At 61.0% G+C, this 24,972-nt stretch carries 22 protein-coding genes and 2 pseudogenes; 5 read left to right on the forward strand and 19 right to left on the reverse strand.

Annotated elements, in window-relative coordinates; genetic code table 11:
* Nucleotides 1-67: 67 nt before the first annotated feature.
* The 5 genes from MOV63_RS11420 to MOV63_RS11440 are packed head-to-tail and all read right to left on the reverse strand — an operon-like array spanning nucleotide 68 to nucleotide 5,336.
* Entirely contained in the window at nucleotides 68-844 is a 777-nt protein-coding gene (locus MOV63_RS11420) for an ABC transporter ATP-binding protein (RefSeq protein WP_247033855.1), read from the reverse strand.
* Nucleotides 841-1,698, reverse strand: a complete 858-nt coding sequence (locus MOV63_RS11425) for an ABC transporter ATP-binding protein (RefSeq protein ID WP_040124157.1) — start codon at nucleotides 1,696-1,698, stop codon at nucleotides 841-843. Before MOV63_RS11425 ends, MOV63_RS11420 begins: the two co-directional genes overlap by 4 nt.
* Nucleotides 1,695-2,627: an ABC transporter permease gene (locus tag MOV63_RS11430; RefSeq protein WP_247033857.1), complete on the reverse strand. Its 933-nt coding sequence runs from the start codon at nucleotides 2,625-2,627 to the stop codon at nucleotides 1,695-1,697. Before MOV63_RS11430 ends, MOV63_RS11425 begins: the two co-directional genes overlap by 4 nt.
* A 5-nt stretch (nucleotides 2,628-2,632) precedes the next feature.
* Entirely contained in the window at nucleotides 2,633-3,745 is a 1,113-nt protein-coding gene (locus MOV63_RS11435; RefSeq protein WP_247033859.1) for an ABC transporter permease, read from the reverse strand.
* 7 nt (nucleotides 3,746-3,752) lie between these two features.
* Nucleotides 3,753-5,336 carry an ABC transporter substrate-binding protein gene (locus MOV63_RS11440; RefSeq protein ID WP_247033914.1) on the reverse strand — a complete coding sequence of 528 codons (1,584 nt, stop codon included), beginning with the start codon at nucleotides 5,334-5,336 and terminating at the stop codon, nucleotides 3,753-3,755.
* Between the two features lie 622 nt (nucleotides 5,337-5,958).
* On the opposite strand from MOV63_RS11440, the gene MOV63_RS11445 reads away from it, so the two are divergent.
* Nucleotides 5,959-6,675 (forward strand): FadR/GntR family transcriptional regulator, encoded by a 717-nt coding sequence (locus MOV63_RS11445; RefSeq protein WP_040124163.1) that lies wholly within the window; start codon nucleotides 5,959-5,961, stop codon nucleotides 6,673-6,675.
* Here the strand turns inward: MOV63_RS11445 and MOV63_RS11450 are convergent.
* The 7 genes and pseudogenes from MOV63_RS11450 to MOV63_RS11480 all read right to left on the reverse strand — a co-directional run.
* A pseudogene (locus MOV63_RS11450) lies at nucleotides 6,662-6,772 on the reverse strand (glutathione S-transferase family protein); the annotation flags it as partial. The gene MOV63_RS11445 and the pseudogene MOV63_RS11450 sit on opposite strands and share 14 nt — an antisense overlap.
* 239 nt (nucleotides 6,773-7,011) lie before the next feature.
* Nucleotides 7,012-8,145 carry an ABC transporter ATP-binding protein gene (locus tag MOV63_RS11455; RefSeq protein ID WP_247033915.1) on the reverse strand — a complete coding sequence of 378 codons (1,134 nt, stop codon included), beginning with the start codon at nucleotides 8,143-8,145 and terminating at the stop codon, nucleotides 7,012-7,014.
* Nucleotides 8,138-10,066 carry a glycoside hydrolase family 127 protein gene (locus MOV63_RS11460; RefSeq protein ID WP_247033861.1) on the reverse strand — a complete coding sequence of 643 codons (1,929 nt, stop codon included), beginning with the start codon at nucleotides 10,064-10,066 and terminating at the stop codon, nucleotides 8,138-8,140. The genes MOV63_RS11455 and MOV63_RS11460 overlap by 8 nt, the downstream gene beginning before the upstream one ends.
* A gap of 21 nt (nucleotides 10,067-10,087) precedes the next feature.
* Nucleotides 10,088-10,966 carry a carbohydrate ABC transporter permease gene (locus tag MOV63_RS11465; RefSeq protein WP_040124165.1) on the reverse strand — a complete coding sequence of 293 codons (879 nt, stop codon included), beginning with the start codon at nucleotides 10,964-10,966 and terminating at the stop codon, nucleotides 10,088-10,090.
* The gene (locus MOV63_RS11470; protein WP_247033863.1) at nucleotides 10,963-11,880 is read right to left on the reverse strand and encodes a carbohydrate ABC transporter permease; all 918 of its coding nucleotides are present in this window, start codon (nucleotides 11,878-11,880) and stop codon (nucleotides 10,963-10,965) included. Before MOV63_RS11470 ends, MOV63_RS11465 begins: the two co-directional genes overlap by 4 nt.
* Before the next feature lie 78 nt (nucleotides 11,881-11,958).
* Complete coding sequence (locus tag MOV63_RS11475; protein ID WP_247033864.1) at nucleotides 11,959-13,197, reverse strand: sugar ABC transporter substrate-binding protein; 1,239 nt, start codon at nucleotides 13,195-13,197, stop codon at nucleotides 11,959-11,961.
* A gap of 42 nt (nucleotides 13,198-13,239) precedes the next feature.
* Complete coding sequence (locus MOV63_RS11480; RefSeq protein WP_247033916.1) at nucleotides 13,240-14,259, reverse strand: LacI family DNA-binding transcriptional regulator; 1,020 nt, start codon at nucleotides 14,257-14,259, stop codon at nucleotides 13,240-13,242.
* A gap of 181 nt (nucleotides 14,260-14,440) precedes the next feature.
* Between MOV63_RS11480 and MOV63_RS11485 the strand changes: the two genes are divergently transcribed.
* The gene (locus tag MOV63_RS11485; protein WP_247033920.1) at nucleotides 14,441-14,731 is read left to right on the forward strand and encodes a hypothetical protein; all 291 of its coding nucleotides are present in this window, start codon (nucleotides 14,441-14,443) and stop codon (nucleotides 14,729-14,731) included.
* Nucleotides 14,732-14,780: 49 nt separating this feature from the next.
* Here MOV63_RS11485 and adh read toward each other — a convergent pair whose 3' ends face one another.
* Complete coding sequence (gene adh / locus MOV63_RS11490) at nucleotides 14,781-16,292, reverse strand: aldehyde dehydrogenase (RefSeq protein WP_247033917.1); 1,512 nt, start codon at nucleotides 16,290-16,292, stop codon at nucleotides 14,781-14,783.
* Nucleotides 16,293-16,430: 138 nt separating this feature from the next.
* Nucleotides 16,431-17,288 carry a helix-turn-helix domain-containing protein gene (locus MOV63_RS11495; RefSeq protein ID WP_247033865.1) on the reverse strand — a complete coding sequence of 286 codons (858 nt, stop codon included), beginning with the start codon at nucleotides 17,286-17,288 and terminating at the stop codon, nucleotides 16,431-16,433.
* A 255-nt stretch (nucleotides 17,289-17,543) separates the two neighbouring features.
* On the opposite strand from MOV63_RS11495, the pseudogene MOV63_RS11500 reads away from it, so the two are divergent.
* Nucleotides 17,544-17,684, forward strand: a pseudogene (locus MOV63_RS11500) (L-idonate 5-dehydrogenase); the annotation flags it as partial.
* Here the strand turns inward: MOV63_RS11500 and MOV63_RS11505 are convergent.
* Genes MOV63_RS11505 through MOV63_RS11525 form a run of 5 tightly spaced genes read right to left on the reverse strand, consistent with a single transcriptional unit; the run spans nucleotide 17,642 to nucleotide 23,004 of the window.
* Entirely contained in the window at nucleotides 17,642-18,640 is a 999-nt protein-coding gene (locus MOV63_RS11505) for an ABC transporter ATP-binding protein (protein ID WP_247033866.1), read from the reverse strand. The pseudogene MOV63_RS11500 and the gene MOV63_RS11505 sit on opposite strands and share 43 nt — an antisense overlap.
* Complete coding sequence (locus tag MOV63_RS11510; protein WP_247033867.1) at nucleotides 18,637-19,608, reverse strand: ABC transporter ATP-binding protein; 972 nt, start codon at nucleotides 19,606-19,608, stop codon at nucleotides 18,637-18,639. Before MOV63_RS11510 ends, MOV63_RS11505 begins: the two co-directional genes overlap by 4 nt.
* The gene (locus MOV63_RS11515) at nucleotides 19,608-20,525 is read right to left on the reverse strand and encodes an ABC transporter permease (protein ID WP_247033868.1); all 918 of its coding nucleotides are present in this window, start codon (nucleotides 20,523-20,525) and stop codon (nucleotides 19,608-19,610) included. Before MOV63_RS11515 ends, MOV63_RS11510 begins: the two co-directional genes overlap by 1 nt.
* A complete protein-coding gene (locus MOV63_RS11520) occupies nucleotides 20,522-21,442 on the reverse strand; it encodes an ABC transporter permease (protein WP_041364102.1) in 921 nt (306 codons plus the stop codon). Before MOV63_RS11520 ends, MOV63_RS11515 begins: the two co-directional genes overlap by 4 nt.
* Before the next feature lie 41 nt (nucleotides 21,443-21,483).
* On the reverse strand, nucleotides 21,484-23,004 hold the full coding sequence (locus MOV63_RS11525; protein ID WP_247033869.1) for an ABC transporter substrate-binding protein: 1,521 nt from the start codon (nucleotides 23,002-23,004) through the stop codon (nucleotides 21,484-21,486).
* Between the two features lie 210 nt (nucleotides 23,005-23,214).
* On the opposite strand from MOV63_RS11525, the gene MOV63_RS11530 reads away from it, so the two are divergent.
* A complete protein-coding gene (locus MOV63_RS11530) occupies nucleotides 23,215-24,000 on the forward strand; it encodes an IclR family transcriptional regulator (RefSeq protein ID WP_247033870.1) in 786 nt (261 codons plus the stop codon).
* A gap of 72 nt (nucleotides 24,001-24,072) precedes the next feature.
* Nucleotides 24,073-24,795: a ribonuclease activity regulator RraA gene (locus MOV63_RS11535; protein ID WP_247033871.1), complete on the forward strand. Its 723-nt coding sequence runs from the start codon at nucleotides 24,073-24,075 to the stop codon at nucleotides 24,793-24,795.
* The last annotated feature ends 177 nt before the right edge of the window (nucleotides 24,796-24,972 follow it).

The raw sequence follows: 24,972 nt of genomic DNA on the forward strand, positions 1-24,972 counted from the left end.
AGGGGTGAGTGGAAAAGCATTGAGGAACGGTCTTGCCCAGCGTCCAGGCGCTGGGCGCTCGCTGGAATCAGGCCGAGCTCATGACCTCGACCGGGCGCATTTCCTGCTTGCCGTAAGCGCGGCTGGCGGAAAGAAGCCGTTGGGAATAGGGGTGCTGGACATGGCCCGAGCGGATCTGCTCGATGCCGGTTTCCTCGACGATCTCGCCGCCGTTCATGATCGCGACGCGGCTGCAGAGATGCGCGATGACGGCCATGTCGTGGCTCACCAGCAGGTAGGTCAACCCGCGTTCCTTCTGCAGGTCGGCGAGCAGGTTGAGGATTTCCGCCTGCACGGAAACGTCGAGTGCCGAGGTCGGCTCGTCGAGCAGCAGAACAGGCGGGTCGAGGATCAATGCGCGGGCGATCGCGACGCGCTGGCGCTGGCCGCCGGAAAGCTGATGCGGGAACCGATAGCCGAGGCCGGGATCGAGACCGACTGCTTTCAGCACGTCGGAAACAGCGTTTTCCTTGATCGGCAGGTTCTGATTGCGCAGTGGTTCGATCAACTGCGAGCGAACTGTCTTGCGCGGATGCAGCGAGCCGTAGGGGTCCTGGAAGACCATCTGGACGTCGCGGAAGAAGGCTTTGCTCCGTTCCGGCTCCAGCGGCTTGCCATCCAGCGAAATCCGTCCGCCGTAATTGCGGTTGAGGCCGGAAATCGCCCGGAGCACGGTGGATTTGCCGCAGCCGGATTCGCCGACGAGGCCGAAGGATTTCCCGCGTTCGACGGTGAAGCTGATGCCCTTCACAACGAGCGGCGTGCGCGGGCCAAACCGGACAGTGAGGTTTTCGACGTCGATCATGACGGCACTCCGATCGTGGGTTGCGTCAGCCAGGACGGATCGCGCGTCAGCGTCGGCAGGCGTGCCGGCGGGTTTTCGATGGACGGCAGCGAGGCGAGCAGCCCTTGGGTATAGGGGTGCTGGGCATTGTCGAGTTCGGACGCCTTCAGCACTTCGACGACGCGTCCCGCATACATGATCAGCACCCGGTCGCAGAATTTACGGATCAGGTTCAAATCGTGGCTGATGAAGATCAGGCCGAGGTTGCGCCGGGCGATCAGTTCGTCGAGCAGCGCCAGAACGTCGAGCCGCACGGTCACGTCGAGCGCCGACGTGGGTTCGTCGGCGATCAGCACTTCCGGCTCGGCGATCAGCATCATGGCGATCATGATGCGCTGGCCCATGCCGCCGGAAACTTCGTGCGGATAGAGCCGGAAGACGCGTTGCGGATCGCGGATCTTTACCGCTTCCAGCATTTCCAGCACCTTCTTCTCAGCGGCCTTCCTGCCGGCTTTCGGATAATGCAGCCGATAGGTCTCGGCGATCTGCTCGCCGACGCGCATGACCGGGTTTAGCGAATATTTCGGGTCCTGCAGGATGAGGCCGATCTGCTTGCCGCGGATATCCATCATCTGCTTTTCACTGGCGGCCAGAATATCGGTGCCTTTGAACGTCATCCGGTCGGCGGTGACCGTTGCGGTCGGCGGCAGGAGCCGCATGATGGCCCGGCCGACGGTCGATTTGCCGGAGCCGGATTCGCCGACGATGCCGAGCTTTTCGCGGCCGAGTTGGAAGCTCACGCCGCGCACGGCTTTCACGAAGCCGTGGGCGAAGGAGATTTCCATATTTCTGACATCGATGAGCGGTTCGGTCATTCGCCACCTCTGGGGTCGAGTACGTCGCGCAGGGCATCGCCGACGAGATTGAAGGCAAGGCTGACGACCGCGATTGCAATGCCGGGTGCGGCGATAACCCAGGGGCTGTCGAGCATGAACTCGCGGCCGGTGGCGGCCATCGCGCCCCATTCCGGCCATGGCGGCTGGGCGCCAAGGCCGAGGAAGCCGAGGCCGGCGGCGGTCAGGATGATGCCGGCCATGTTGAGCGTCACGCGGACGATGACCGAGGGTACGCACATCGGCAGGATATGGCGCGTGATCACGGCGGCCGAGGATGCGCCTTGCAGCCGCACCGCGGCGATATAGTCCATTTGCCTGAGGCTCAGCGTTTCGGCGCGGGCGAGGCGGGCGATCGGCGGCCAGGCGGTCAGCGAGATCGCGATGATCGCATTGGTGATGCCGGGACCGAGAGCTGCCGCAAAGCCGAGCGCCAATACGAGACCGGGGAAGGAGAGGAAGATATCCGTGATGCGCATCAGCACCTCATCGACAATGCCGCCGAAATAACCGGAGCAGGTGCCGATCAAGAGCCCGATCGGTGCGACGATGATCGTCACGAGGATGATGATGTCGAGCGTCGTGCGTGCGCCGTAAATGATGCGGGCGAAGACGTCGCGACCGAAATTGTCGGTTCCGAGAATGTGGTCCCAGGAGGGGGGCGACAGGCGGATCGCCATGTTCTGGGCGATCGGATCGTATTGCGTCAGAAGCGGTGCGCCGGCGGCGGTGAAGATCAGGATCAGGATAACCACCAGGCCGACGACGCCGAGCGGATGTTCACGGAATTTCAGCCAGCCCTGGTAGAATTGCTGCAGAGACGCATGCAGCGTGCCCTTGGGTTCAGGGGCGAGAAGCCAGCCGCGAATGCCCGGAGGCGTGGGGCGAGATTGGGAAACGGGTATCGCCATATCTGTCACCGTGTTCTCGGGTCGAGGATGCGGTAGAGCACATCCGACGTGATGTTGATGATCAGGAAGACGATCCCGATGGTGAGAACCGCGCCCATGACGACATTCATGTCGTTCATCTGCAGGCCGCGGGTGAGATACTGGCCGAGCCCCGGCCAGGCGAAGACGGTCTCGATCAGCACCGCGCCCTCAAGCAGGCCGCCGAGCGTCAGCGCTATGATGGTCAGGAGTTGGACGCGGATGTTGCGGAAGGCATGGCGCCAGATCACCTGGCGGGAGGCCAGCCCCTTGGCGCGCGCCGTGATGATGTATTCCTGGCTGAGCTGCTCCAGCATGAAGCTGCGCGACATGCGGCTGATATAGGCGACGGAATAATAACCGAGGATCGAGCCGGGCAGGATGATGTGGCCGAGCGCATTCTGGAAGACGTCCCAATTGCCTTCCATGGCGGAGTCGAGCAGCAGGAAGCCGGTCACCGGCGTGACGATGCCTTCGTAATAGACATCGACGCGCCCCGATGCGCCGACCCATTGCAGCTTGGCATAGAAGATGAAGAGCGCCATCAGACCCATCCAGAAGGTCGGGATCGAATGGCCTGCAAGACCGACGATACGGGCGACATGGTCGATCGGCTTGCCGCGATGAACCGCAGCCGTGATGCCGAGTGGCACGCCAACGATAGTGCCGACGATCATCGCCACCAGGGTCAGTTCGATCGTCGCCGGAAAGATCGACAGCAGATCGGTGACGATGGGCTGGCCGGTGATCGCGGAGACGCCGAGATCGCCGGTCAGCACTCTTTTCACATAGCTGAGGAACTGGATGTAGACGGGCTGGTCGAGCCCGAGTTGCTTGAAAACCCGGTCGTAGACTTCCTTGCTGACCTCGGGTCCGGTGATCGCCAGAACCGGATCGGCCGGCAGCAGGCGTCCCATCGAGAAGGTCAGGAAGAGCAGCCCCAGCAGCGTCGTCACCACAGCGACGACGCGACCGATGAAGTGACGGACGGCAAGCTTGATGCCATCATCCGGCATGTCATCGACCGGGCCATTGGTGGTGGGACCAGTCGTGGTCGGTACGGGCGAGTTGTCTCGTGTCGTCATGTCCACGCTGGCCACGTCAATCCTACTCCTTGGTTTTCGTCACGTCGTGCCAACGGGTCGACCAGGTCGTATGCCCCTGATAACCCTTGACATTGGCGCGAATGACATAGGGGTCGGTGCGCTGGAAGAAGACGATCAGCGGCGGGTTCATGCCCTTGTAGATCGCATCGATCTTCTTGAATATTTCCGTGCGCTTGGTCGTATCGTGTTCCTTCATCGACTGATCGACAAGGGTGTTCAGCTCTGGAACCTGCATGGCGGTGCGCCACAGGTAATAGCTGCCGAGACGTGCCTCGTCGCGATTGTCCGGGTTGTAGGCATATTGGGTGGCGACCGCGAACGGATCGGGCAGGCGGGCACCGGAATTGCCGAGCAGGATTTCGTATTTGCGCTCGCGGAAGGCTGGTGTGTATTCGCCGGGCACGAGGTTAAGGTCGAAGCCGGCAGCACGGGCGCTTGCCTGCAGGGCTTCGGTGAACGGCAATGTTGCGGCACCCGACGGGTTCAGCACCTTCTTGAGGCCATTCGGATAACCGGCCTGCGCCAGCAAGGCCTTGGCCTTGGCCGGGTCGTAGTCGTAACGGGATGTAGTGTCGGTCGGTGCGCCGATCATGCCCTTCGGCACGACGGACTGCCACGGGAAGCCGGTATAGCGCATGATATTGCCGGAGATCGCCTTCCAGTCGAAAGCATGCTGGAATGCTTCGCGGACCAGAGGCTTCTGCAGATCGGGGTCTTTCTGGTTCAGCGCGATATAATAGAAGCCGAGACCCGGAACATTGTCGATCACCATCTTCTTGTCGTTCGCCAGCGCATCCAGGTCGCCGCTTGCGAGATACTGGCCGACATCCACGTCGCCGGCCTGCAGCTGAAGGCGCAGGTTACCGGATTCGGGGATATGCCGGGTGATGACGCGGACCATGGCCGGGACACCGCCCCAGTATTTCTTGTTGGCTTCGAAGACGGCGATGTCGTTCGGACGCCATTGCGAAAGCGTGAAAGGACCGCTGCCGGCGGAGTTGGCGGCAAGCCAGGCGGCGCCGAAATCGCCGTTCGCCTCATGCGACATGGCGGTCTTCTTGTCGACGATGCCAAGCGAGGAGCTGGCGAGCGAATAAAGCACGAGATCGGTGCTGACCTGGATCGGCAGCTCGATTTCCAGCGTCTGCGCATCCTTGGCGCGCACCAGCTTTTCGACATTGTCGGCTGTAAAGCCCCAGAGCGCGATATCGGTCGAGCCGACCTGACCACGCTTGATGACGCGCTGGATCGACCAGGCGGCATCTTCGGCGGTCACCGGATTGCCGCTCTGGAACGTGGCGTCGCTGCGCAGCGTGATGGTGATCAGCTTGCCGTCGGCCGAGGCGCTCCACTTGGTCGCGAGCATCGGCTGCAGCTTCTGCAGGTCGTTCTGCGGCAGCTGGACGAGGTTGTCGTAGATATTGGAAATCAGCTCCGAAACCGTGCGGGCATTGTTGTCTGCCGGGTCCAGAGTACGGATGCCGGTCAGGTTCGTGCCGATCACCAGCATGTTCGGCGGCGATGCGGCGAGCGCTGCGCCCTGCGGGACCGTCAGCGCTGCAGCGACCAGAAATGTCGCCGCCATAAGATGTTTCATCATGTTCAACCTCCCAATTGAAATCTTCGAGCTCTTCAGTTCGTTCTGCTTGTCGTGTTCAGCATCAGGAATTCGATCCGTCGCGGGTCCTCGCCTTTGATCTGTTCGTAGAAATATTCGAGGATGTGCGGCAATGTTCCTCTGTCGGAAAAGGCATGAATGAGCGAGCCGACGCGCTGGCGTGCCGGGCTTGAAGAAATGTACTGTCGACCGATGCCTGAAGCGGGCAAAAACTCCCTGTTGCCGAAGCTTCGTGGCTTACGGCCCAGGGTGCGACAGAAATGACGTTGAAGTTTGGCTTTGCGACCTCAGCTGCGTTTCTCGCGGCAGCGATGATGGCCGATTCGCGCCGTGTGCTGCATCTGAATATCTCCTCCCTGAGACGCCGAATGCACTTCGACAATTTCGAATACGCTAACACGGTCACCTAAGTTGTCAACTCTCATTTCAAATTTTGTAAAAAAAGCCGCAAAAGAAGTAATTTTTGATGACATCTTTGAAATTGCGCCTATCGATAGATAGGCAGGCCCGCGCCATGGTCGGGACTGCCATATCGCGCGCCGGGAGGGCCGCCGGGACGAGAGTTTTGGGAGCTAGGGGGAGATGTTGAATGGCGGAACTGCAATTGACGCCGCCGCGCAAGGAGAGGCTGGCGGACAAACTATACGGCCAGATCCTGGAGCAGATTCTGAACGGCGCCTTCAAGGAAGGCGATCGGCTGCCGGCGGAGAACGATATCTGCTCTGCTTTCTCCGTATCGCGCCCGGTGGTTCGCCAGGCCTTGATCCGGTTGCAGGCTGATGGACTTGTCTATTCGCGGCGCGGTTCCGGCACATTCGTGCGCGCCGTGCCGCCCTCGGCCATTACCCGCTTCGTGCTGCCGTCCAATGTCGCGGGTTATCTGAAGTCCTTCGAGGTTCGTTTCGCGCTGGAGGCTGCGGCAGCGTCGCTGGCGGCGGAGCGCCGCTCCAGCCAGAACCTTCACAATCTCGACGAAGCCAACGAGCTGCTGCGCGAAAAAATCATGAACGGCCAGTCTCCCAGCGAGGCGGATTTCAATTTTCATCGCGAGGTCGCCGTCGCGAGCGGCAACGACCTGTTCGTATCGCTCTTCGAGCACCTGCGCGGAGAGATCAGCGGCTCCATGGGCGTGGCGCTCAACCTGACGAAACTAGGCTCGGACGAGCGACGCATCGCCGTGCTGCGCGAGCACCAGCAGATCGTCGAAGCGATCCGGGCGAGAAACGGGGAGCACGCGGCGCTCTATATGCGCTACCATCTGGTGCGCGCCCGCGAACGGATTACCGACGCGCAACGCGATCCCTGACGAGGGCGATATGTTGCCACGACAGCGGGAGGAGAGCGACGTCGTTGAAGGGAAGGAACGTGACCATTCGGAAATCGGCATAAGACACTGCCTCGCCGGATATGGTCGGCGTGGACAGTTTTCTGGGTGGACATGATGTATGTCGGCTTTCCGGTGATTTCGCTGCCGGGCCTTCTTTTCTCTTAATCTTCTCGAGGCCTGCGAGAGACTTTTGGTGCCTTGCCGGCAGACATTTCGCGGGTCAAAGCTATTCATCCGTTTTCATTGATTGTCCCGAAGCATCGCGACGCCACCGCAGATCTTCAAAATCAGCCCTCAATCCTTACTTTGGCATCCTTAAACCGTTAAATTGTCATTAGGAGCCAGCGTATCCGTCAGTGCGGTTTGTTCGATTCGCATCCCAGCGCTATCGAAAAAGCGCAGGTGCGGGCCGTCCCACGAAAAATGGACGGTATCGCCGGCGTCAACAGGAACCGGTGACCGGTGTTCTGCGATGATGGCCTGCCCTTCGTCCGTCTGGCAGTATAGAAATTGGGTCCCGCCTAGATATTCCGAGAAATCCACCCTGGCCTGCAGCATCGCTTCGCCGGCGGTCGACACGAACAGATGTTCGGGGCGAATGCCCAGCGTGATCTTTTCGCCCGGCGACAATACCTGTGCGTCCAGTGATACCGGAATTCGGCTGCTGCCGAGCAATACCGATCCATCTTCCGACCATTTCGCTTCCAGAAAGTTCATGCGCGGCGAGCCGATGAATCCGGCAACGAAAATGTTGGCCGGTTTTTCGTAGACCTCGCGCGGGCTGCCGGTCTGCTCTATCCGCCCGTCGCGAAGGACCACTATCATGTCGGCCAGCGTCATCGCTTCCGTCTGGTCGTGGGTGACGTAGATCATCGTATTGCGCAGTTCGCGGTGCAGCCTTGCGATCTCGATGCGCATCGATACCCGCAATTCGGCATCGAGATTGGACAACGGCTCGTCGAAGAGAAACACCTCGGGTTTGCGCACGATTGCGCGGCCGATCGCCACCCGCTGGCGTTGGCCGCCGGACAACTGGCCGGGGCGGCGATCCAGCAGCGGATCGATTTTCAGGATCGCAGAGGCGGCCCTGACCCGCGCTTCGATTTCCGCCTCTGGCGTCCGCGCCATTTTCAGACCAAACGCCAGATTGTCGCGCACGCTCATATGCGGGTACAGCGCATAGGACTGGAACACCATGGCGATGCCGCGCTCGGACGGATCGAGATCGGTGACATCGCGCCCCTTGATCTCGATTTCGCCGTCAGTGACCTCCTCGAGCCCGGCAATCATCCGCAGCAGCGTCGATTTTCCGCAGCCGGACGGACCGACGAAGACGACAAAGGATCCTTCGGTGATCTGGAGGTTGATGCCATGAATGACCTCCAGGTTGCCGAAACTCTTGCGGATATCGGTAAGCACGACCCCGGTTCTGGCTATCTCATCACGCATCGTTGCGTTCGCCCGCTCTGACCCAGACCAGCATTTCACCTGGCGACCTGTTGTCCCAGAAAGGATAGGGTACGAACCGTACCATCGTTTCCTCCGTCTCAGGCGGCCGGGTGCGATAGAGCGCGTCACCCCAATCAGCCTTGTCGCGGCTTGCGGGAACATCGAGCGCCACGGCGCCGCCGAGATCTTTTAAGTCAGCCGTCGTTGCCTGCGAAACGCCGCTTGTCAGCCTGATGCCGTTCAAGCCGTCGCCATTGTCGGTCGCCTCGACGCAATAGACCATCGGCCCGCGCATCAGCGCCGTGCGGCCGGCATCGTGCCGCACCAGCGGATTGGCAAACAGCGCGCGCGGCGCCAAGGGAATATCGAGATCGATATGATCGCCGCTCGTCCAGTCCCGATCGATGCGGGCATAGCCGTCGATCGTGACCGAGGCAAGATCGATCGTTTCGCCATTGACCTTCAGCGTTACGCCATCCGCCCATTCGGGGATGCGCAGTGAGATCGCAAAGCGTGTCGTCCTGTCCGTCGTCACATCGAATCCGATCGCGCCGTCCCAGGGATAATGCGTCTTTTCGGCCAGCCGCACCTTGGCCCCACCGATATCGAATCGGGCCTGGCTTTCGCCGTAAAGATGGACGGCGATCTCGTCGTCCGACACCGCATACATATACGAGCCGATTGACGCGAGCAGACGGGCGATATTGGGTGGGCAGCAGGGGCAGGGATGCCAGATCCAGCGGTGATGCTTCCCGGCGCTTTCCAGAGGGTTTTCATAGAAGAAGGTTTTGCCGTCGAGCGACAGGCCGGACATGGCGCCATTGTAGAGCGCCTGTTCCATGATGTCGGCATAGCGCCGGTTCGGACCGCGCCCAAGCATGCGGCTCGCCCAGAAGACGAGACCGACTGAAGCGCAGGTTTCGGCATAGGCGCTTTCGTTCGGCAGGTCGTAATAGTCGGTGAACCCTTCATTGGAGACGGCAGGCCCGATGCCGCCGGTGAGATACATCTGCTTGGTGATCAGATCGTCCCAAAGCGTATCGAGCGCCGCCGTCAGGCTGTCATCATTGTATTCGGTGGCGATATCGGCCATGCCGCAATAAAGATACATGGCGCGCACGGCATGACCGACGACCTTTGTCTGTTCGCGCACCGGCTGATGCGACTGGCTGTATTCATAGGTTTTCTGGATGAAATTGGCGGGATCGCGCCCGTCGCGGATCGCTTCCTCTGTGAAATAATGCGGTTCGGTGCCGCGCTCGTCGATGAAGAATTTGCAGAGGTGGAGATATTTCTTTTGTCCCGTCACACGCGCCAGCTTCACTAGTGCCAGCTCGATTTCCTCATGGCCGCAATAGCCGCGCAGTTGGCCCTCGCCACGGCCGAAGGTCTTGATCAGGTAATCGGCATAACGGCACATGATATCGAGAAGCTTGCGCTTGCCGGTTGCCTGAAAATAAGCGACCGCTCCTTCAATCAAATGCCCGGCGCAATAGAGTTCATGATGGTCGCGCAGGTTGGTCCATCGGCGATCCGGCTGGATGCGCTGGAACCAGGCGTTCAGGTAACCGTCCTTGTCCTGCATCTTTCCGTACATGTCGATGATCTCGTCGACACGGGCTTCGAGCTTCGGGTTCTTCCGCCGATAGAGCGAATAGGCCACCGTCTCGATCGACTTGCCGAGATCCGAGTCCCAGAACATCTGCGTGGTGCCGCCCCAGGGTTGGATCGGGATGACGATGCCGGGGCTCGGCTTGCTGGTGTCGATGGCATCAAGCATGCCAGCCTCGACGCAGCGGTCGAGCAGCATTTCGGCCGTGGTGTCGCAGATCGCTTCCTGGCGATCGCCGAATAGGCCGTGGATATCGACGCTGGGTACGGGCAGCGGGCGGAACTGGCGGTCTCTTTTCATGGTGTTCATCGCGTCATCCGTTTCTTCAGATCATTTCACCGCACCGGCCATCAGCCCGCGCATGTAATAGCGTTGCAAAAGCAGGAAGACGATCAGGCAGGGGATCGTCATGACCGCGACGCCGGCCTGTACCGCGCCCCAGTTGACCGCGCCGAGACGGCCGGCGCGCACTGCCATCATCAGGACGGGCAGGGTGTATTTCTCGTTGCTGGCGAGGAGGATCAGCGCTGCGAGAAATTCGTTCCAGGCATTGAGGAAGGCGAAGATCGCCACCGTTGCGACGCCCGGCAGCACCAGTGGCAGCAGGACGCGCACCAGCAATCGCAGGTCCCGCGCGCCGTCGATGCGCGCCGCCTCCTCGATCTCCTTCGGCACGGCGTCGAAGGCGTTTCGCATCATGAAGACCGAGAAGGGCAGCTGCAGCGTGACGTAGATAAGCGTCAGCCCGAACAGCGAATTGTTCAGCCCGAGCTTAGCAAGAATGATGAACAGCGGGGTCAGGATCGATTGGAACGGGATCATCAGCGTGGCAATGATCAAAACGAACAGCACGTTCTTTAGCGGAAACCGGTAGCGGGAGAAGCCGTAACCAGCAAGTAGGCTGACCGCTACGGTCAGCACAACGGTTGCGAGCGACACCAGCAGCGAATTGATCGTGTGCTGCCAGATTCCGGCGCCGAAACCGTCCAGCGATCCATAGGCATCGAGGCTGAAACCATTGGTCGGCCATGGCGGCAGAGGCGGCAGGCGGGCTTCCGCGCCATGGCGAAACGAGGCCAGAAACGCAATGGCGAAGGGCGCCAAGAAGAACAGCGAAATGGCGATCCCGGTGGCATGATAGGCGCCGTTTGATCGGACGGCCTTGCGCGCACGGCGCTGCTTGGCGGGTGTCGTATTTACAGGTGTCACGGTTTTTCCTCCCGGACGCGAAGCAGCCAGAGTTGGATGATGCTGATGGCAACCAGAATGGCGAGAAGTGCTATCGACAAAGCTGCGCCATAGCCGAGATTGAAGGACACGAAGGATTGGTTGAAGATGTAGTAGACCACCGAGATCATCCGGTTCTGCGGCCCACCCGACGTCATGATGTAGAACTGGTCGAAGGCGAGGATCGAGCCGGTCACCGAGATGATCAGCGCCAGGGCGATGGTTTTGCGCATCAAGGGCAGCGTCAGGTGCCGGAAACGCTGCCAGCGGCTTGCGCCATCGATCCGGGCCGCCTCCGTCAGTTCGGCCGGAATGGCCTGAAGACCCGTGAGCAGAATGATCATCGTAAAGCCGGCGATCTTCCAGACGACCATGACGATAATAGTGAGGAAGGCGCTGTCGAAGGTGGCGAGCAGGTTCGGGCTCTTGTCCACCCATCCGAGTGCTTTCAGCGCCGGACCGATGAAGCCGCTGTCGACATTGGCAAGCCACACCCAGAGCAGCGAAGCCGTGGCAAGACCAACGACAACCGGCAGGAAGATGATGGTGCGGTAGGCGCTGACGAAGCGCCGCTGCTTCTCGACGAAGATCGCCAGCGGAAAGGCGACGGCGAAGATCGCGATGGTGACGATGACGGTATAGTAGGCGGTGAACTGCAGCGCAGACATGAAGCGGGCGTCGTGGAACATGCGGACGTAGTTCCTGAACCCGATCCAGCGCGTGCCACCCATCAGCGGCCAGTTGTGCAGGCTCATCCAGCCGGTGAAGATCACCGGGATGATGAAGAAGGCGATGACGAGTGCCATCGCCGGCGCGATGTAGACCAGCCCGCGCAAGCCGGTTCTGCGGGCGCGCCGGCGTCTGGGCAACAGGGTCTTTGAGCCGGAAACAGTCATCCAGGTGCTCCGCAGAGACGGTGGAAAGGTGACCGGAAGGTGGGCTTTCGCCTTCCGGTCGCGGCATCCTTGGGGAGGTTACTGGCCGCTGTCGATGATCGACTGCATTTCGCTTTGCGCATTGGCAAAGGCGCCATCGACGTCGTCACCGAAAATGGCGGCGTTGGTGAAGCTCGCCCAGGGGCCGTTCGCGCTGTTGATCAGGTCGTTGAATTGCAGCGTGTAGGGGGTCTTTGCGACCGCGATCGCGTCTATGCCAACCTGCAGGCGTGGATCGAGACCTTGCAGGACCTTTTCGGCAATATCGCCCCGTGTCGGCAGGCTTCCGTATTTGGCCATGATCTTCTGGCCGTCCTCGGAATAGATGTATTCGAGAAATTTCTTGACGGCGGCGATCTTCGGCGTCCCCTTGGTGACGACAAAATTGTCGCCGCCGGCAAAGGACGACGTACCGCCTGTCGCGCCGGGGATCAGCGTTACGCCGAAATTGATGTCCGGATGCTCGGTCACCAGCGAGCCGATGGCAAAGGCACCAAGGCTCTGCTGGCCGATCTTGCCGTTGGTGAAGGAGAGGAAGTTCACCCCATTGTCGCTGGCAGCGCCCGCCGGCACGAGATCCTTCTTGACCATGTTGCGGTAGATATTGATGGCCTGGCGCATTTCCGGCGTATCGAGTGTCGCCGCCTTGCCATCGGCTGACAGGATGTCGGCCCCCGAGCCCCAGACAAGCGGGGTGAAGGTGAAGATCATGCAGCCGCCGCAACCGCCGCCGGAAAAGTAGAAGCCATAGGTATCGTCACCCAAGGCGCGGATTTTTTCGGCATTGGCGGTGATTTCGTCCCAGCTTGCCGGCGCCTTTTCCGGATTGAGACCGGCCTTCTTGTAGAGGTCCTTGTTCCAGGCGAAGACCGAGGTCTCGACCGACAATGGCAGCCCGTAGATGCGACCATGGTAGCTGCCGAGCTTGACATGGGACGGCGACAGCGAGTTGAAATAGGGCAGGGACTTCGCCCAGTCCGTCAGGTCTTCGAGCTGGCCTGCCGCCGCAAAGGCGGGATTGTAGATCAGGTCCATCGACAGCGCGTCAGGCGCCTGTCCGCCTGCAATCGCCGTCGCATATTTCTGTACCAGTTCCGAGAACGGCACCTCGGTCATCGCGACCTGGCTCTCGTGGCTGGAATTATAGGCTTCTACGGTTTTCTTGAAGGCATCGCCGACACCGGTGCGAACCCACATTTCGACCTTTTCGGCCGCCGATGCGCTGGCTACCAGGCATAGGGTTGCGACGCTGGTCGCAGCCAATAAACGCTTAATCATGATACTCCTCCCAATTTGACGCCATTCTCCCTGGCGCTTTGTTCATTCCCTTGGGGTTTCACCCCCGCACGATTGCCGGACGACCAGCCGGCATGGCAGTTTCCGCACGCCCGGCTCGACGGACCGTCCTTCGGCGAGCGCCAGGACGGTTAATCCCGCCTGCCGCCCCAGTTCCTTCAGTTCCATGTCCACCGTCGTCAGCGGTGGCCGGGTCTGGGCCGCGACAATCTCCCAATTGTCGAAGCCGATCACCGAAACATCTTCCGGCACCTTGATGCCGCGTTCGCGCAGGGCATCCACCGTGCCGCGGGCGATCTGGTCGTTGCCGCAGAACAAGGCATCCGGCTTGTCGCCGGCGCGCTCCCAGAGCAGGCCGACCGCCTCATGGCCCCAGCTTTCCGACCAGACGCCATAAAGAACCTGTTGGCATTCGCCCGCTGCGATGCTGTAGGCATCGGCGCGTTCGCGCACCGAGAAAAAGTCCTTCGGGCCGGTGACATGGACGATCCGGCGCCGCCCGATCGACTGCAGCCACTCGACCGCAAGGGTTGCGCCATGTGCATCGTCCGACCGGAAGATGACGCTGTTCGGCGTCCCTTCGGTGAAGGCATAGACGACCGGAACCGACAGGTTCGAGAGATCGACCGGCAAACTCCTGTCCATCCGCTTGCCGGTGGCGATGATGCCGTCCACCTGCTTGTCGAGCATTGCCTCGACATGGATCTGCCCAAGCGCCGGGTCGTCTTCGATGGCGCAGAGGAAAACCGAAACGCCGTGATCGACCAGTGCCTCCGATACGCCAGCCATTACCGGCAAGGTGAATCGTCCGTAGGTGTCGTTGGTGAGAAGCCCGATCGTGAAGCTGCGCTTGCTGAGCAGGCCGCGCGCAAGGGCGTTCGGACGAAAACCGATATCGGTGGCCACCCGTTTGACCCGTTCCCGTGTCTCGTCTCCCATGCGGCCGGTGTTGTTCAGAGCTTTCGACGCAGTCGAAATGCTGACCGCCGCTGCGGCTGCAACGTCATGAATCGTAATGCGTTTCTTATTCCTCCCCGTATCCAGCCTCTTGTCCTCCTGTTGTGGTGAGAAAACCTTTTACCAGGGAAATTGTCAAGTGAGAAAAGGTTTTCTCAATTCAGTGGGGTGAGGTTTCAAGATTCCGCGAATCCCTCAGGCAAAAATGGAATTTTGCCTTCTCGCCCCACATAAATGGGCGAAAGCATGGAAAGGAGAGATCATCACAATGACTTCGGAAGACGTCGTCGCCGTACTCGACCCAGTCGACCGGACACTCGTGACCGAGGTGATAGCAACCGGGGCGACCCAGGCTGAGTTGGCCATCGTCTTTGCGATCGATGACGTCGGCCAGACCTGCCGGCCGGGGCGGCGGATGGCAACGTTGGCCGAGCCGGTGCCGATGGAGGCGGTATGGATTACCTCCAGCACGTCTATGGCCCACTCGTTGATCGCAAATTGGCTGAGCATGGCATACTGCATCCAGCTAGCTCGGCATATGGGCGAAAAGAGCGGATGAAAACGTCAGGGGTGGGCTCGTAAAGACCCACCCCTTGACAATCCTCAGCTCAGAAGAACCCAAGTTTGTTTGGGTTGTAGCTGACCAGCATGTTCTTGGTCTGCTGATAGTGGTCGAGCATCATCTTGTGCGTCTCGCGCCCAAAGCCCGACTGCTTGTATCCACCGAACGCGGCGTGGGCCGGGTAGGCGTGATAATTGTTGATCCAGACGCGGCCGGCCTGGATTGAGCGACCGAAGCGGTAGCAGCGGTTGGCGTCACGGCTCCACACGCCGGCCCCAAGGCCGTATATGGTGTCATTAGCGATTTGCAGCGCCTCCGCCTCATTCTTGAACGTCGTGACAGAAACCACTGGACCGAAGATCTCTTCCTGGAAGACCCGCATCTTGTTGTGGCCCTTCAGGATCGTTGGTTGAACGTAAAAGCCGCTGGAAAGGTCCCCGTCAAGGCGCGCGGCATCCCCTCCGATCAGTACTTCTGCCCCTTCTTCCACGCCGATCGTCAGATAGGACAGGATCTTGTTCTGCTGTTCCTGGCTCGCCTGTGCTCCCACCATCGTCTGCATGTCGCGAGGGTCACCTTGTTTGATCGCGCGCACCCGCTCGATGCAGCGTGCGATGAACGCCTCGTAGATGTCTTCCTGGATAAGCGCACGACTGGGGCAAGTGCAGACTTCGCCCTGGTTGAAGGCAAATAGGACGAACCCTTCGACGGCCTTGTCAAGGAACGCGTCATCCTCTGCCATCACATCGGAGAAGAAGATGTTCGGGGACTTGCCGCCCAATTCCAGGGTTACCGGGATCAGGTTTTCGGTTGCCGCCTGCATGATGATGCGCCCGGTCTCGGTGGAGCCGGTGAAGGCGATCTTTGCAATGCGGGGGGATCTGGCCAGCGGGCCTCCCACCTCGGGTCCCATCCCGTTGACGATGTTCAGGACGCCGTCCGGCAGGAGGTCGGCGATCAGTTCCATCAGCACCATGATGGCCGCTGGTGTCTGTTCGGCAGGCTTCAGTACAACGCAGTTGCCGGCGGCAAGTGCGGGGGCCAGCTTCCAGGCGGCCATCAGGATTGAAAAGTTCCACGGGATGATCTGCCCGACGACGCCCAGCGGCTCGTGATAGTGATAGGCGACCGTGTCGGCGTCGATTTCGGACATGGTGCCTTCCTGGGCACGCAACACAGAAGCGAAATAGCGGAAGTGGTCGACTGAAAGCGGGATATCTGCCGCGGTGGTTTCGCGGATCGGCTTGCCGTTGTCCCACGTCTCAGCCTGCGCCAGAAGCTGGAGATTGTCTTCCAACCGGTCGGCGATCTTCAAGAGGATGTTGGCGCGTTCGCCTGCTGAGGTCCGGCCCCAGGCCTCCTTGGCATCGTGGGCCGCATCCAGCGCCAGCTCAACGTCGGCCCCGTCCGATCGAGCAACTTCGCAGACCTTTGCGCCGGTGATCGGGGTGATGTTGTCGAAATATCGGCCGTGGACTGGGGGAACGAACTTGCCGCCGATGAAATTGTCATAGCGGTCCTTGAAGGGCGAGACATAGATGCTCGCCGGCTTGGTCATGATGTTCATGGAAATACTCCTCCGTGTGATCGGATCCTCCACCCGATCACATCTAGATGCGCCAGAAAGGTCGGCTGGTCAGCCTGGGGGAGAGGGTCAGGGGTCCAAAACGTCCCAAATCTGAGACAGGTGGGCGCGCTATTCGCCGATATGCAGCCGTCTCATGCGCCGGTAAAGGGTCGCGCGGCCGATCCCCAACCGCCGAGCGGCCTCCGACACGTTGCCCTCGGCGCGAGCAAGGGCACGCATCACGGCGGCTCGTTCCGCAGCGTCGAACCCCAGGCACTCGTCTCCCCCGCCGAAGAGGTCCGACGCAGGGCGGGGTTTAAGCAAACCCGTGGGCTCCAATCTGAATACCCGACGTGCGCCCCGTGTTGCCCCGACGACAAGGTCGTCGGCATCCACAGCCAAAAGCACCGACATCTCGCTGTCGTCCGTATGTGCCACCACGATGCGGGAATTTGGAAATGTAGCGCGGAAGTAATCGGCCTCGATGGACCGCGCGGTCTGCGCCACCATCGCCGAAATGAGCCGATTGAATCCTTCCGTCTGGTCGACCCGGGCAGAAGACACATCGAGCGCGGCGATGATGCCGCCATCGGCCCCGAAGACCGGAGCATCCATGCAACTCATCCCAGTGTTGCGGGCGAAGAAGTGTTCGTCGCGGTGGATAGTGACGCTTCTTTTCTCAGTCAGGCAGGTGCCTATTCCGTTGGTGCCTTCGCTGGCCTCGCTCCAGTCCGCGCCGGGCCACAGGCCCCATTCCCGGAAGACTGTCAGATCGGAATCCTTGCAGCGCTGATCCAGGATCACACCGTCGCAATCGGTCAGAAGAACACCGCACCCTGAGGCACCCACCAGGCCAAAGAGATGGTCAAGCCTTGCTGTTGCAACCCTCATGAAGCGATCCAGGCAAGCTCGTCGGTGGTCGAGTTCCGCCTCCTCGACCCGATCGTTCGGTCGGCGCGCCGCCGGATCCAGCCGGTGATGTTCCATTGATCGTCGCCAGGAAGCAGCAAGCGGACTCCGCGCCGCGTCCGATGCGGACGCGATAACCTTTGCAACCCTGTTCACGTGATCGGTTTCGCCGCGGATGATACGTCCTCCCTGGCGGTAAGCTTACCACCTCCTTGGGCTGCGGCAATATGAATCCCGCCGGCAGCCCCGTCTCAGGTTAAACGGGTAACCTGGCCTGGACGTTCCGGGCCAGAGAGCGCGAGTGTGCACCGCTGGGATGGCTGGTTAGGCGGCCAGGCGAAGGGCACTTTCCGCTTCCACGATGAATTCGGCCTGGCGGTCGACCTGATTGGAAACAAGAGGGTCGACCTGAAGCCGCTGCTCACCGGAACCTATCCCTTCGAAGACGCCGGCATGGCATTCGAGGCGGCCTCTGCATGGTGGCAGGCGGTCAGCAATCCCGGGGCAGCCGTCCTTGCCGTCAGTCCGGGCTCCTGTTCCGCGCAGATCGAAGTGGCCTTCCAGCAGCGCGTCCGAAATCGGCATCCGCTCGGGGGATTGGCAGGGCTTGGAAGATCACCTTGCAGCACGATGCGCTTGCGATGCCCGCGAAGCCTTGGGTCCGGCGTCGGAACGGCCGACATCAGCGCCTGCGTATAGGGATGTGCCGGCGCGCTGAAGATCGATTGTTTCGGCCCGGTCTCGATGATCTTGCCGAGATACATGACCATCACACGGTCCGCGACGTGCCGCACGACGGCAAGGTCGTGCGCGACGAAAAGCATCGCCAGATTGCGCTCGCGCCTCAGCCTGGCGAGCAGATTGACGACCTGTGCCTGAACCGAGACGTCGAGGGCGGAGACCGGTTCGTCGCAGACGAGGAGCGTCGGGTTGAGTGTCAGGGCGCGCGCGATTCCAAGCCGCTGCCGCTGTCCGCCTGAAAATTCCGAAGGATAGCGGTCCGCATGTTCCGCACGCAGCCCCACGGATTCAAGCAACTTGACCGTTTCTTCCTGCCAGCGGGCTTTTGGTACGGCGCCCGGATGCAACGCCCACGGTTCGGAGATCAGCCGGTCGACCCGCATGCGCGGATTAAGTGACTGGTATGGGTCCTGGAACACGACCTGCATCTTGCGGCGCAATTCATGCAGCTCCCTTCCGCTCGCTTTGGTGATTTCCACGCCATCGAGAACGGCGCTGCCGCTGGTCGCCGGCCCGAGCTTCAGGAGCGTCCTGACCAGGGAAGTCTTGCCGCAACCGCTTTCGCCGACAAGGCCGAGCGTCTCTCCGCGGGCGATCTCGAAGCTGACGTCATCGACTGCGCGCACGGGCGTCGCGCCGCTGCCGAAGTGCCGGGAAAGGTTTTCGACTTTGAGAAGAGGCTGGTTCATGCTGTCAACACCGGGAAATGGCAGGCGGCCTGCCGGCCGGGCCCCACGGTTTCAAGAGGAGGGATGACCTCGGCGCAGAGCCTTTCGGCGCGCGGACAGCGTGTCCTGAACGCACAGCCTGAAGGAAGGGCGACGGGATTGGGCGCCGAGCCGGGGATCGGCACCAGTTCGTCCTCATCGGTATCCACGCGCGGCTGCGAGGCGAGCAGGCCGACGCTGTAGGGATGTCGTGCATCCTCGAAAAGTTCGAAGACATTTGCGGTCTCGACGATCCGGCCGGCATACATGACGGCCACGCGGTCCGCGAGTTCGGCTACCACACCCAGATCGTGGGTGATGAAGATCATTCCGGCATCGCTGCGTTTACGGATTGTGGCCAGAAGATCAACCACCTGCGCCTGGATCGTGACGTCGAGCGCCGTCGTTGGCTCGTCGGCGATGATGACATCCGGTTCGAGTGCTACGGCCATGGCGATCATGATGCGCTGGCGCATGCCACCGGAAAATTCGTGCGGATATTGGCGCGCCCGACGTTCAGGATCGGGAATGCCGATTGCCGTCAGGAGGTCGATCACGGCCTTCTCGACGCCGCCTTCGGGATTGCGGCCGTGGATACGGTACATCTCCGCGATCTGCCAGCCGACGGGATAGACGGGATTGAGTGCCGCAAGCGCATCCTGAAAGATGAGGGCGATGCGGTTGCCGCACAGATCTCGCCGCTCGTTGCGCGAAAGCTTCAACAGTTCCGCCCCGTCGAAGCGGATCGACCCCCGGTCGATCGCGCCCGGAGGATTGGGAACGAGGTCCATGATGGCAGATGCCGTCACAGACTTGCCGGAGCCGCTTTCGCCAAGAAGGGCCAGGACTTCACCGCGTTCCAGCGAGAAGGAGACGCCATTGAGTGCGAATATGCGGCCGGACGCCGTATCAAAACTGACTTGCAGATCCTCGACTTCGAGAAGGGCCATCAGCGCCTCCGGCTTACAAGGCGCCAGTGCTGCGACGGATCGTTGACGATCCGGAACCAGTTGGCGAGCAGGTTGAAGGACATGGTGGTGAGCATGACGGCGAGGCCGGGGAAAAAGCCGAGCCACCAGGCGGACGACAGATAGCCCTGGCCCTGGGCGACCATCAGGCCCCAACTCACTGAAGGCGGCTGGATGCCGAGGCCGAGATAGCTCAGGCCGGATTCGAACAACATAACCATGGCGAGATTGACCGAGGCGAGCGTCAGCATGGTGGGTGCGACGCTGGGGAGGATGTGGGTGCGCAGGATCCAGGTCGGTCCGCCACCGAAGACGCGCGCCGCATCGACGAAAAGTCGTTCGCGGACCTCTAGCGTTTCGGCTCTTGCGACGCGGATATAGGCCGGCATGCGGGTGATGGCGAGCACGATCACGAGGTTGCTGACGCTCGGACCGAACAGGTAGAGACCGAAGAGTGCCACCAGCAGGGTCGGGAAACCGAGGATGATATCGCAGATCCGCATGATGACGTTTCCGACGATGCCGCCGAAATACCCCGCGATCACGCCCAGAAGCGTTCCGCCAATCAGGCTTGTCAGCACGGTCACCACGGCGATGCCGATGGTCGTCGAAGCCGCCTGGATGAGGCGGACGAGGAGCGGCCGTCCGAGTGCGTCGGCACCCAGCCACAAGGTCCAGGACTGGCCGAAGTCGAACGGCGGCAGGTTGCGAGCCTTCAGCGAAATGCGGTTGTCGCCCAGGAGCGACAGAGAATCGGTGAGGATGGCGAGCACGACGATCAGCAGCCAGATCGCCGCGGCGACGGCCATCGGGTCACCCGCGAGCGCACGCAGGAGCCAGAGGATGCGGCGGCTGCGGCGCTCGCGGGCCGGGAGGAATTCGGCAGACGTGTCTGTCATTCGACCCTCACGCGCGGATCGATCGAGGCATAAAGCATGTCGACCAGGATATTGATGACGAAGATCACGACCGCGACGGCAAAGATCGATGCCTGGACGATCGCGAAGTCGCGTTTCAGAATGCCGTCGATCAGGAGTTTGCCGATGCCGGGAAACCCGAAGACCACCTCGACGACGCCGCCGCCGCCGGCGAACTGGGCGGCAAGGTCGCCGGTCACCGTGACCGCCGGCAGGAGAGCATTGCGGAGCGCGTGCACGAAGGTGACCCGTCCGTCACGCGCGCCCTTGGCCCGCGCCGTCCGGACGAATGTCGCATTCAGCGCTTCAATCATCGAGCCGCGGACGATCTGCACCAGAGTTCCGAAAGGTCGGGCAAACAGACACGCGACGGGCAGCACCCAGTAAATCGGGCCGCCGAAGCCTGACGTCGGCAGAATGCGGAAGGTAACCGCAAAAAGAAGCACGCCCATCAGGCCGAGCCAGAAATCCGGCACGCTTGCGGCTGCCTGCGACAGGACATTGACGCCCCGGTCGATCCAGCCACCGGCATTCACGGCAGCAATGGATCCCATGACGATCGCGGCGGTGAAGGCCAGAGCCAAGGCGATGGCGCCAAGTGCCAGCGTGTTCGGCAGCGCCTCCAGCACCACGTCCATGGCCGGGCGATTGTGCCAGAGGGACATTCCGAAATCGAGGCTGAGGATATCCCAAGCCCAATCGAAGAACTGGGCCAGGAGCGAGCGATCGAGCCCAAGACGGATGCGCATGGCTTCGCGCGCCGCATCCGAAGCGTCGACGGGCAGGTAGAGATTGACGGGATCGCCCGTCAACCGCACCAGGAAGAAGGCGGATGTCATCAGCGCCGCGAGCGCGAGCGCCGCGAAGGCCGCACGTTTCAGGAAATAGGTGAAGGACATCCGCTCTCCTCAAGCGACATACAAGCCGTCGGCCGGGCAGATCAGCGGTAGCTGATCGACTTCAGCTTGATCTCGTTGCCGGCCTGCACATCAGGCGTATAGTTCACGTTCTTGGCGACACGGGCGATCGTGACCATGTGAAAGAGCGGTGCGATGTTGACCGTATCGACGGCGATGTACTTGAAGGCTTGCTGGAACAGCTTCTTGCGCTCCTCACCGGTCGCCTTCGAAGCATCGGCGATCAGCTTGTCGAGACCGGCGTCCGTGATGGTCGACTGGTTGCCATCCGTGGTAAAGCGGTTCGGCAGCGTGAACACGGCATCGCCCTCGGCATTGTCGATCTGCGTCTGCAGGATCGAGGGCGGGCGATCCTTGTTCCACGGCTTCAGCAGCCGCTTTAGCCACGGGCTTGTCTCGAGCATTTCAAGCCGAGCGTTGAAACCGGCATCCGCCAACATGGCTTGAATAGCCTCCAGGCTTTCGGACGAGTTCGGATAGATGCCGATACGGCCGTAGATGACGATCTCCTTGTCGACCGGCACGCCATCCGCCTTGGCGGCCGCAAGCAAGGACTTCGCCTTTTCCGGATCGTAGTTCCAAACGGGAATGTCAGGATTGAAGCCGAAGACCGATGGTGGCACGACCTGCATCGCCTTTTGAGCGTCCTTGTGGAAGATCGTTCCGATGAGGCCATCCCTGTCGATCGCAAGGTTGAGTGCTTCGCGAACGCGCTTGTCGTTGAGGGGCGCGATCTGCGCGTCGATCCTCAACAGCGAGGTTTCGGCGTTTGGGAAGGCGTGATCCTGTCCGGTGGTGCCGTCCTGGGGTGCGATTTCATAGGCGATCTGCGCTTCGCCGGTGTCGACCATCGCCGCCCGCACCGCGGACTCGGAGCGCCAGATGATCGTCGCTTTGGGAATTGCAGGCTTGTCGCCCCAATAGCCTTCATAGGCCACGAGACCGACGGACTGGCCGGGCGTCCACGCGACCAGCTTGTAAGGTCCGGTTCCAGCTGGGTTGCGCGTCTTGGCGTCGCTCGGGGTTGCCGGCGAACCGATGTCCAGGGCGGACAGCTTGTTCGGGAGGATTGGCTCGACAATGTCCGTCTTTATGAGGATGGTCGTTGGGTTCACGGCTTCTGCATTGAGTTTGATGCCCTTTAGCGTGGCTTGTCCCACTTCGCAGGCGAGCGCCGGATCCTGAGCCCGCTTCAGAGCCGCGATAACCGCATTGGCATCGAACGCCTTGCCGTCGTGGAAGGTCACGCCTTGGCGCAGCTTGAACTCCCAGGTCAGGCTATCGACCTGCCGCCAGCTGGTGGCGAGGCTCGGGACGACAGAACCATCCTTGGGGCTGAGATTGACGAGCGCTTCGGTGATGTTGTTGTGCAGAATGCGTGAATTGCCCGAGAGGTCCGTATCGCAGGGATCGAGCGATTTCGGCTCGTCCGTCACCACGACCGTCAGTTTGTCCGGGGCCGCGCGAGCGGGAATTGCGACGCTTGCCGCCAACGACATTGCAAGCCCCATGCTCAACGCATGGATACCCATGATCTTCTTCATAAAAGCCCTCCTCCAAATCCAATCGAACCGCATACGGCGCTTCGGTGATCTCTTCCTCAAAGTCATCCGGGTCCGCGGGGACAGCCGCGCTCAAATGGCTTTACTTCCTCCTGCAAGTGCGTAGTGTCAAATATGACACTTGCGACCCCAACATGCTCGTTCGATCTCAAGAAGTCAAGGCAAGCAATCCGCATATGGAATTTGAAGTTCATGATTGAACCAAAGCATGGGTCTCCGGTGGTGGAAAAGACGGCGCATCTACTGGAGGCGGTCGCCGATGCGAGGACCGGGATTTCGCTCGGCGCATTGGTCGATCAGCTCGGAGTGCCTCGTTCGACCGTATACCGCATCCTCAATTCACTGACCGCACATGGGCTTGTGGCTCGGGTGAATGGCGGAGCTTCCTACGAGCTGGGGCCGAAATTCGTGCAGCTCGCGCGGCGTATTTCGCCCGGCGCGGATAGGGTGACGCTGATCGAGGCGGCGAGGCCGATCCTGGCGGCCGCGGCCGACGGGATCTACGAATCCTTCAGGCTGGCGGCACCCGAAGGTAATGAAATGATGACGATATTTGCGGCTTCCAGCCCTGGCGACTACGCCCTGTTCATCAAGGTCGGCGGGCGTTCGCGCAAGCATGTCGGTGCAGCCGGCAAGCTTGCTCTGGCCTATTCCGACTACAACGAGATCGAGGTCTACTGCGCCGGCGGGCTGGAGGCCCGGACGCCGTATACGATCACCGATCCTGAGACGTTGAAGGAAGCGCTCGCTGAAATTCGCCGCAGCGGAAGTGCGGAAGACAATCAGGAATCCAATCTAGGCCTGCGAGCTTTCGCCGCTCCCATATTCGATTCAGCAAGTCGCTTGGTCGCCACCGTCAGCGTGCCGTTCATCGGCGAGGCGACGCCGGAGCGCGCTCGATCAATCAAGCGCGAGGTCCTCGACGCCGCTGCCATGGTGATGAAGGCTATCAACGGCATTCATCCAATGTCCAAATAAGAGACTAAAAATTCTTTATTGAACTATCGTGTCGTTATGCTAGACCTCGCAGCCCGACAAACGGAGGTTATCATGACGGCTTTGGACCCATTGGTTTACGCAAAGCTTTTGCGGACAAATTCTGCGACCCTGAGTAGCTTGCTGCTGAAGCGTGGGCTCAGGAACACCGCGGTTCGCGGCGTGCGACCGCTGGCCACCGCCGCCAAGCCGATGATCGGCCCGGCCGTCACCGTTCGCTACATTCCAGCCCGAGAGGATATCGACGGCTCGACCTACAGTTCCGATCCGTCCAACCAGCAGCGCAAGGCGATCGACACGATGCCCGAGGGGCACGTCCTCGTGTTCGATTGCCGCTCGCTGGCGGAGATTGCCGGGATTGGCGCGATGCTGGCTCGGCGCCTTGTCTACCGCGGATGCGCTGGCCTTGTGCTGGATGGCGGCGTTCGCGACACGGCCGATATCGCCCAGCTCGGGCTCCCGACCTATTGCATGGGCCCGGCGGCGCCGGCCAATCTGGTTGCCCACCACGCCTCGGATATGAACCAGCCGATCGCCTGCGGCGGTGTTGCGGTTTATCCCGACGATATCATCTTCGGCGACAGCGAGGCTGTCATCGTCATCCCTCGGGAATATGTGAACGAGATCGCTGACGAGGCCGTTGCAATGGAGGAGCAGGAGGAGTTCCTGAAGCTGGAGATCGAGTCTGGCAAATCGACACTTGGCGTCTATCCGCCAAACAAGGAAACCCTCGAGCGGTTCGAGGTTTGGCGTAAGGCTCGTGTTGACGCCGTTTGACGCCTACAATTGCCAACGTCCGGCTGGTTCAGTCCAGTAACTTACCGAGCGGTGATGTCAGGTTAACTGCAGCTGAAAGATTTTGCGGCCATCTCGCCGTCATGAGCCAGAGTCCGGTCAGCTTGCGGCGTAAGCCGCCAAGCCTCGAGCGAGATTGACGCGGGGGCTGCGGGCACT

Source organism: Neorhizobium sp. SHOUNA12A (assembly GCF_023006505.1).
Lineage (GTDB): Bacteria > Pseudomonadota > Alphaproteobacteria > Rhizobiales > Rhizobiaceae > Neorhizobium.

Coding starts and splice junctions, on each gene's coding strand:
- MOV63_RS11525 (WP_247033869.1), bottom strand. CDS start 23,004: ATGAAGAAGATCATGGGTATCCATGCGTTGAGCATGGGGCTTGCAATG.
- MOV63_RS11470 (WP_247033863.1), bottom strand. CDS start 11,880: ATGACTGTTTCCGGCTCAAAGACCCTGTTGCCCAGACGCCGGCGCGCC.
- MOV63_RS11440 (WP_247033914.1), bottom strand. CDS start 5,336: ATGGCGGCGACATTTCTGGTCGCTGCAGCGCTGACGGTCCCGCAGGGC.
- MOV63_RS11510 (WP_247033867.1), bottom strand. CDS start 19,608: ATGGCCCTTCTCGAAGTCGAGGATCTGCAAGTCAGTTTTGATACGGCG.
- MOV63_RS11430 (WP_247033857.1), bottom strand. CDS start 2,627: ATGGCGATACCCGTTTCCCAATCTCGCCCCACGCCTCCGGGCATTCGC.
- MOV63_RS11495 (WP_247033865.1), bottom strand. CDS start 17,288: ATGGAACATCACCGGCTGGATCCGGCGGCGCGCCGACCGAACGATCGG.
- MOV63_RS11535 (WP_247033871.1), top strand. CDS start 24,073: ATGACGGCTTTGGACCCATTGGTTTACGCAAAGCTTTTGCGGACAAAT.
- MOV63_RS11475 (WP_247033864.1), bottom strand. CDS start 13,197: ATGATTAAGCGTTTATTGGCTGCGACCAGCGTCGCAACCCTATGCCTG.
- MOV63_RS11455 (WP_247033915.1), bottom strand. CDS start 8,145: ATGCGTGATGAGATAGCCAGAACCGGGGTCGTGCTTACCGATATCCGC.
- MOV63_RS11530 (WP_247033870.1), top strand. CDS start 23,215: ATGATTGAACCAAAGCATGGGTCTCCGGTGGTGGAAAAGACGGCGCAT.
- MOV63_RS11445 (WP_040124163.1), top strand. CDS start 5,959: ATGGCGGAACTGCAATTGACGCCGCCGCGCAAGGAGAGGCTGGCGGAC.
- MOV63_RS11520 (WP_041364102.1), bottom strand. CDS start 21,442: ATGTCCTTCACCTATTTCCTGAAACGTGCGGCCTTCGCGGCGCTCGCG.
- MOV63_RS11420 (WP_247033855.1), bottom strand. CDS start 844: ATGATCGACGTCGAAAACCTCACTGTCCGGTTTGGCCCGCGCACGCCG.
- adh (WP_247033917.1), bottom strand. CDS start 16,292: ATGACCAAGCCGGCGAGCATCTATGTCTCGCCCTTCAAGGACCGCTAT.
- MOV63_RS11460 (WP_247033861.1), bottom strand. CDS start 10,066: ATGAACACCATGAAAAGAGACCGCCAGTTCCGCCCGCTGCCCGTACCC.
- MOV63_RS11505 (WP_247033866.1), bottom strand. CDS start 18,640: ATGAACCAGCCTCTTCTCAAAGTCGAAAACCTTTCCCGGCACTTCGGC.
- MOV63_RS11485 (WP_247033920.1), top strand. CDS start 14,441: ATGACTTCGGAAGACGTCGTCGCCGTACTCGACCCAGTCGACCGGACA.
- MOV63_RS11425 (WP_040124157.1), bottom strand. CDS start 1,698: ATGACCGAACCGCTCATCGATGTCAGAAATATGGAAATCTCCTTCGCC.
- MOV63_RS11515 (WP_247033868.1), bottom strand. CDS start 20,525: ATGACAGACACGTCTGCCGAATTCCTCCCGGCCCGCGAGCGCCGCAGC.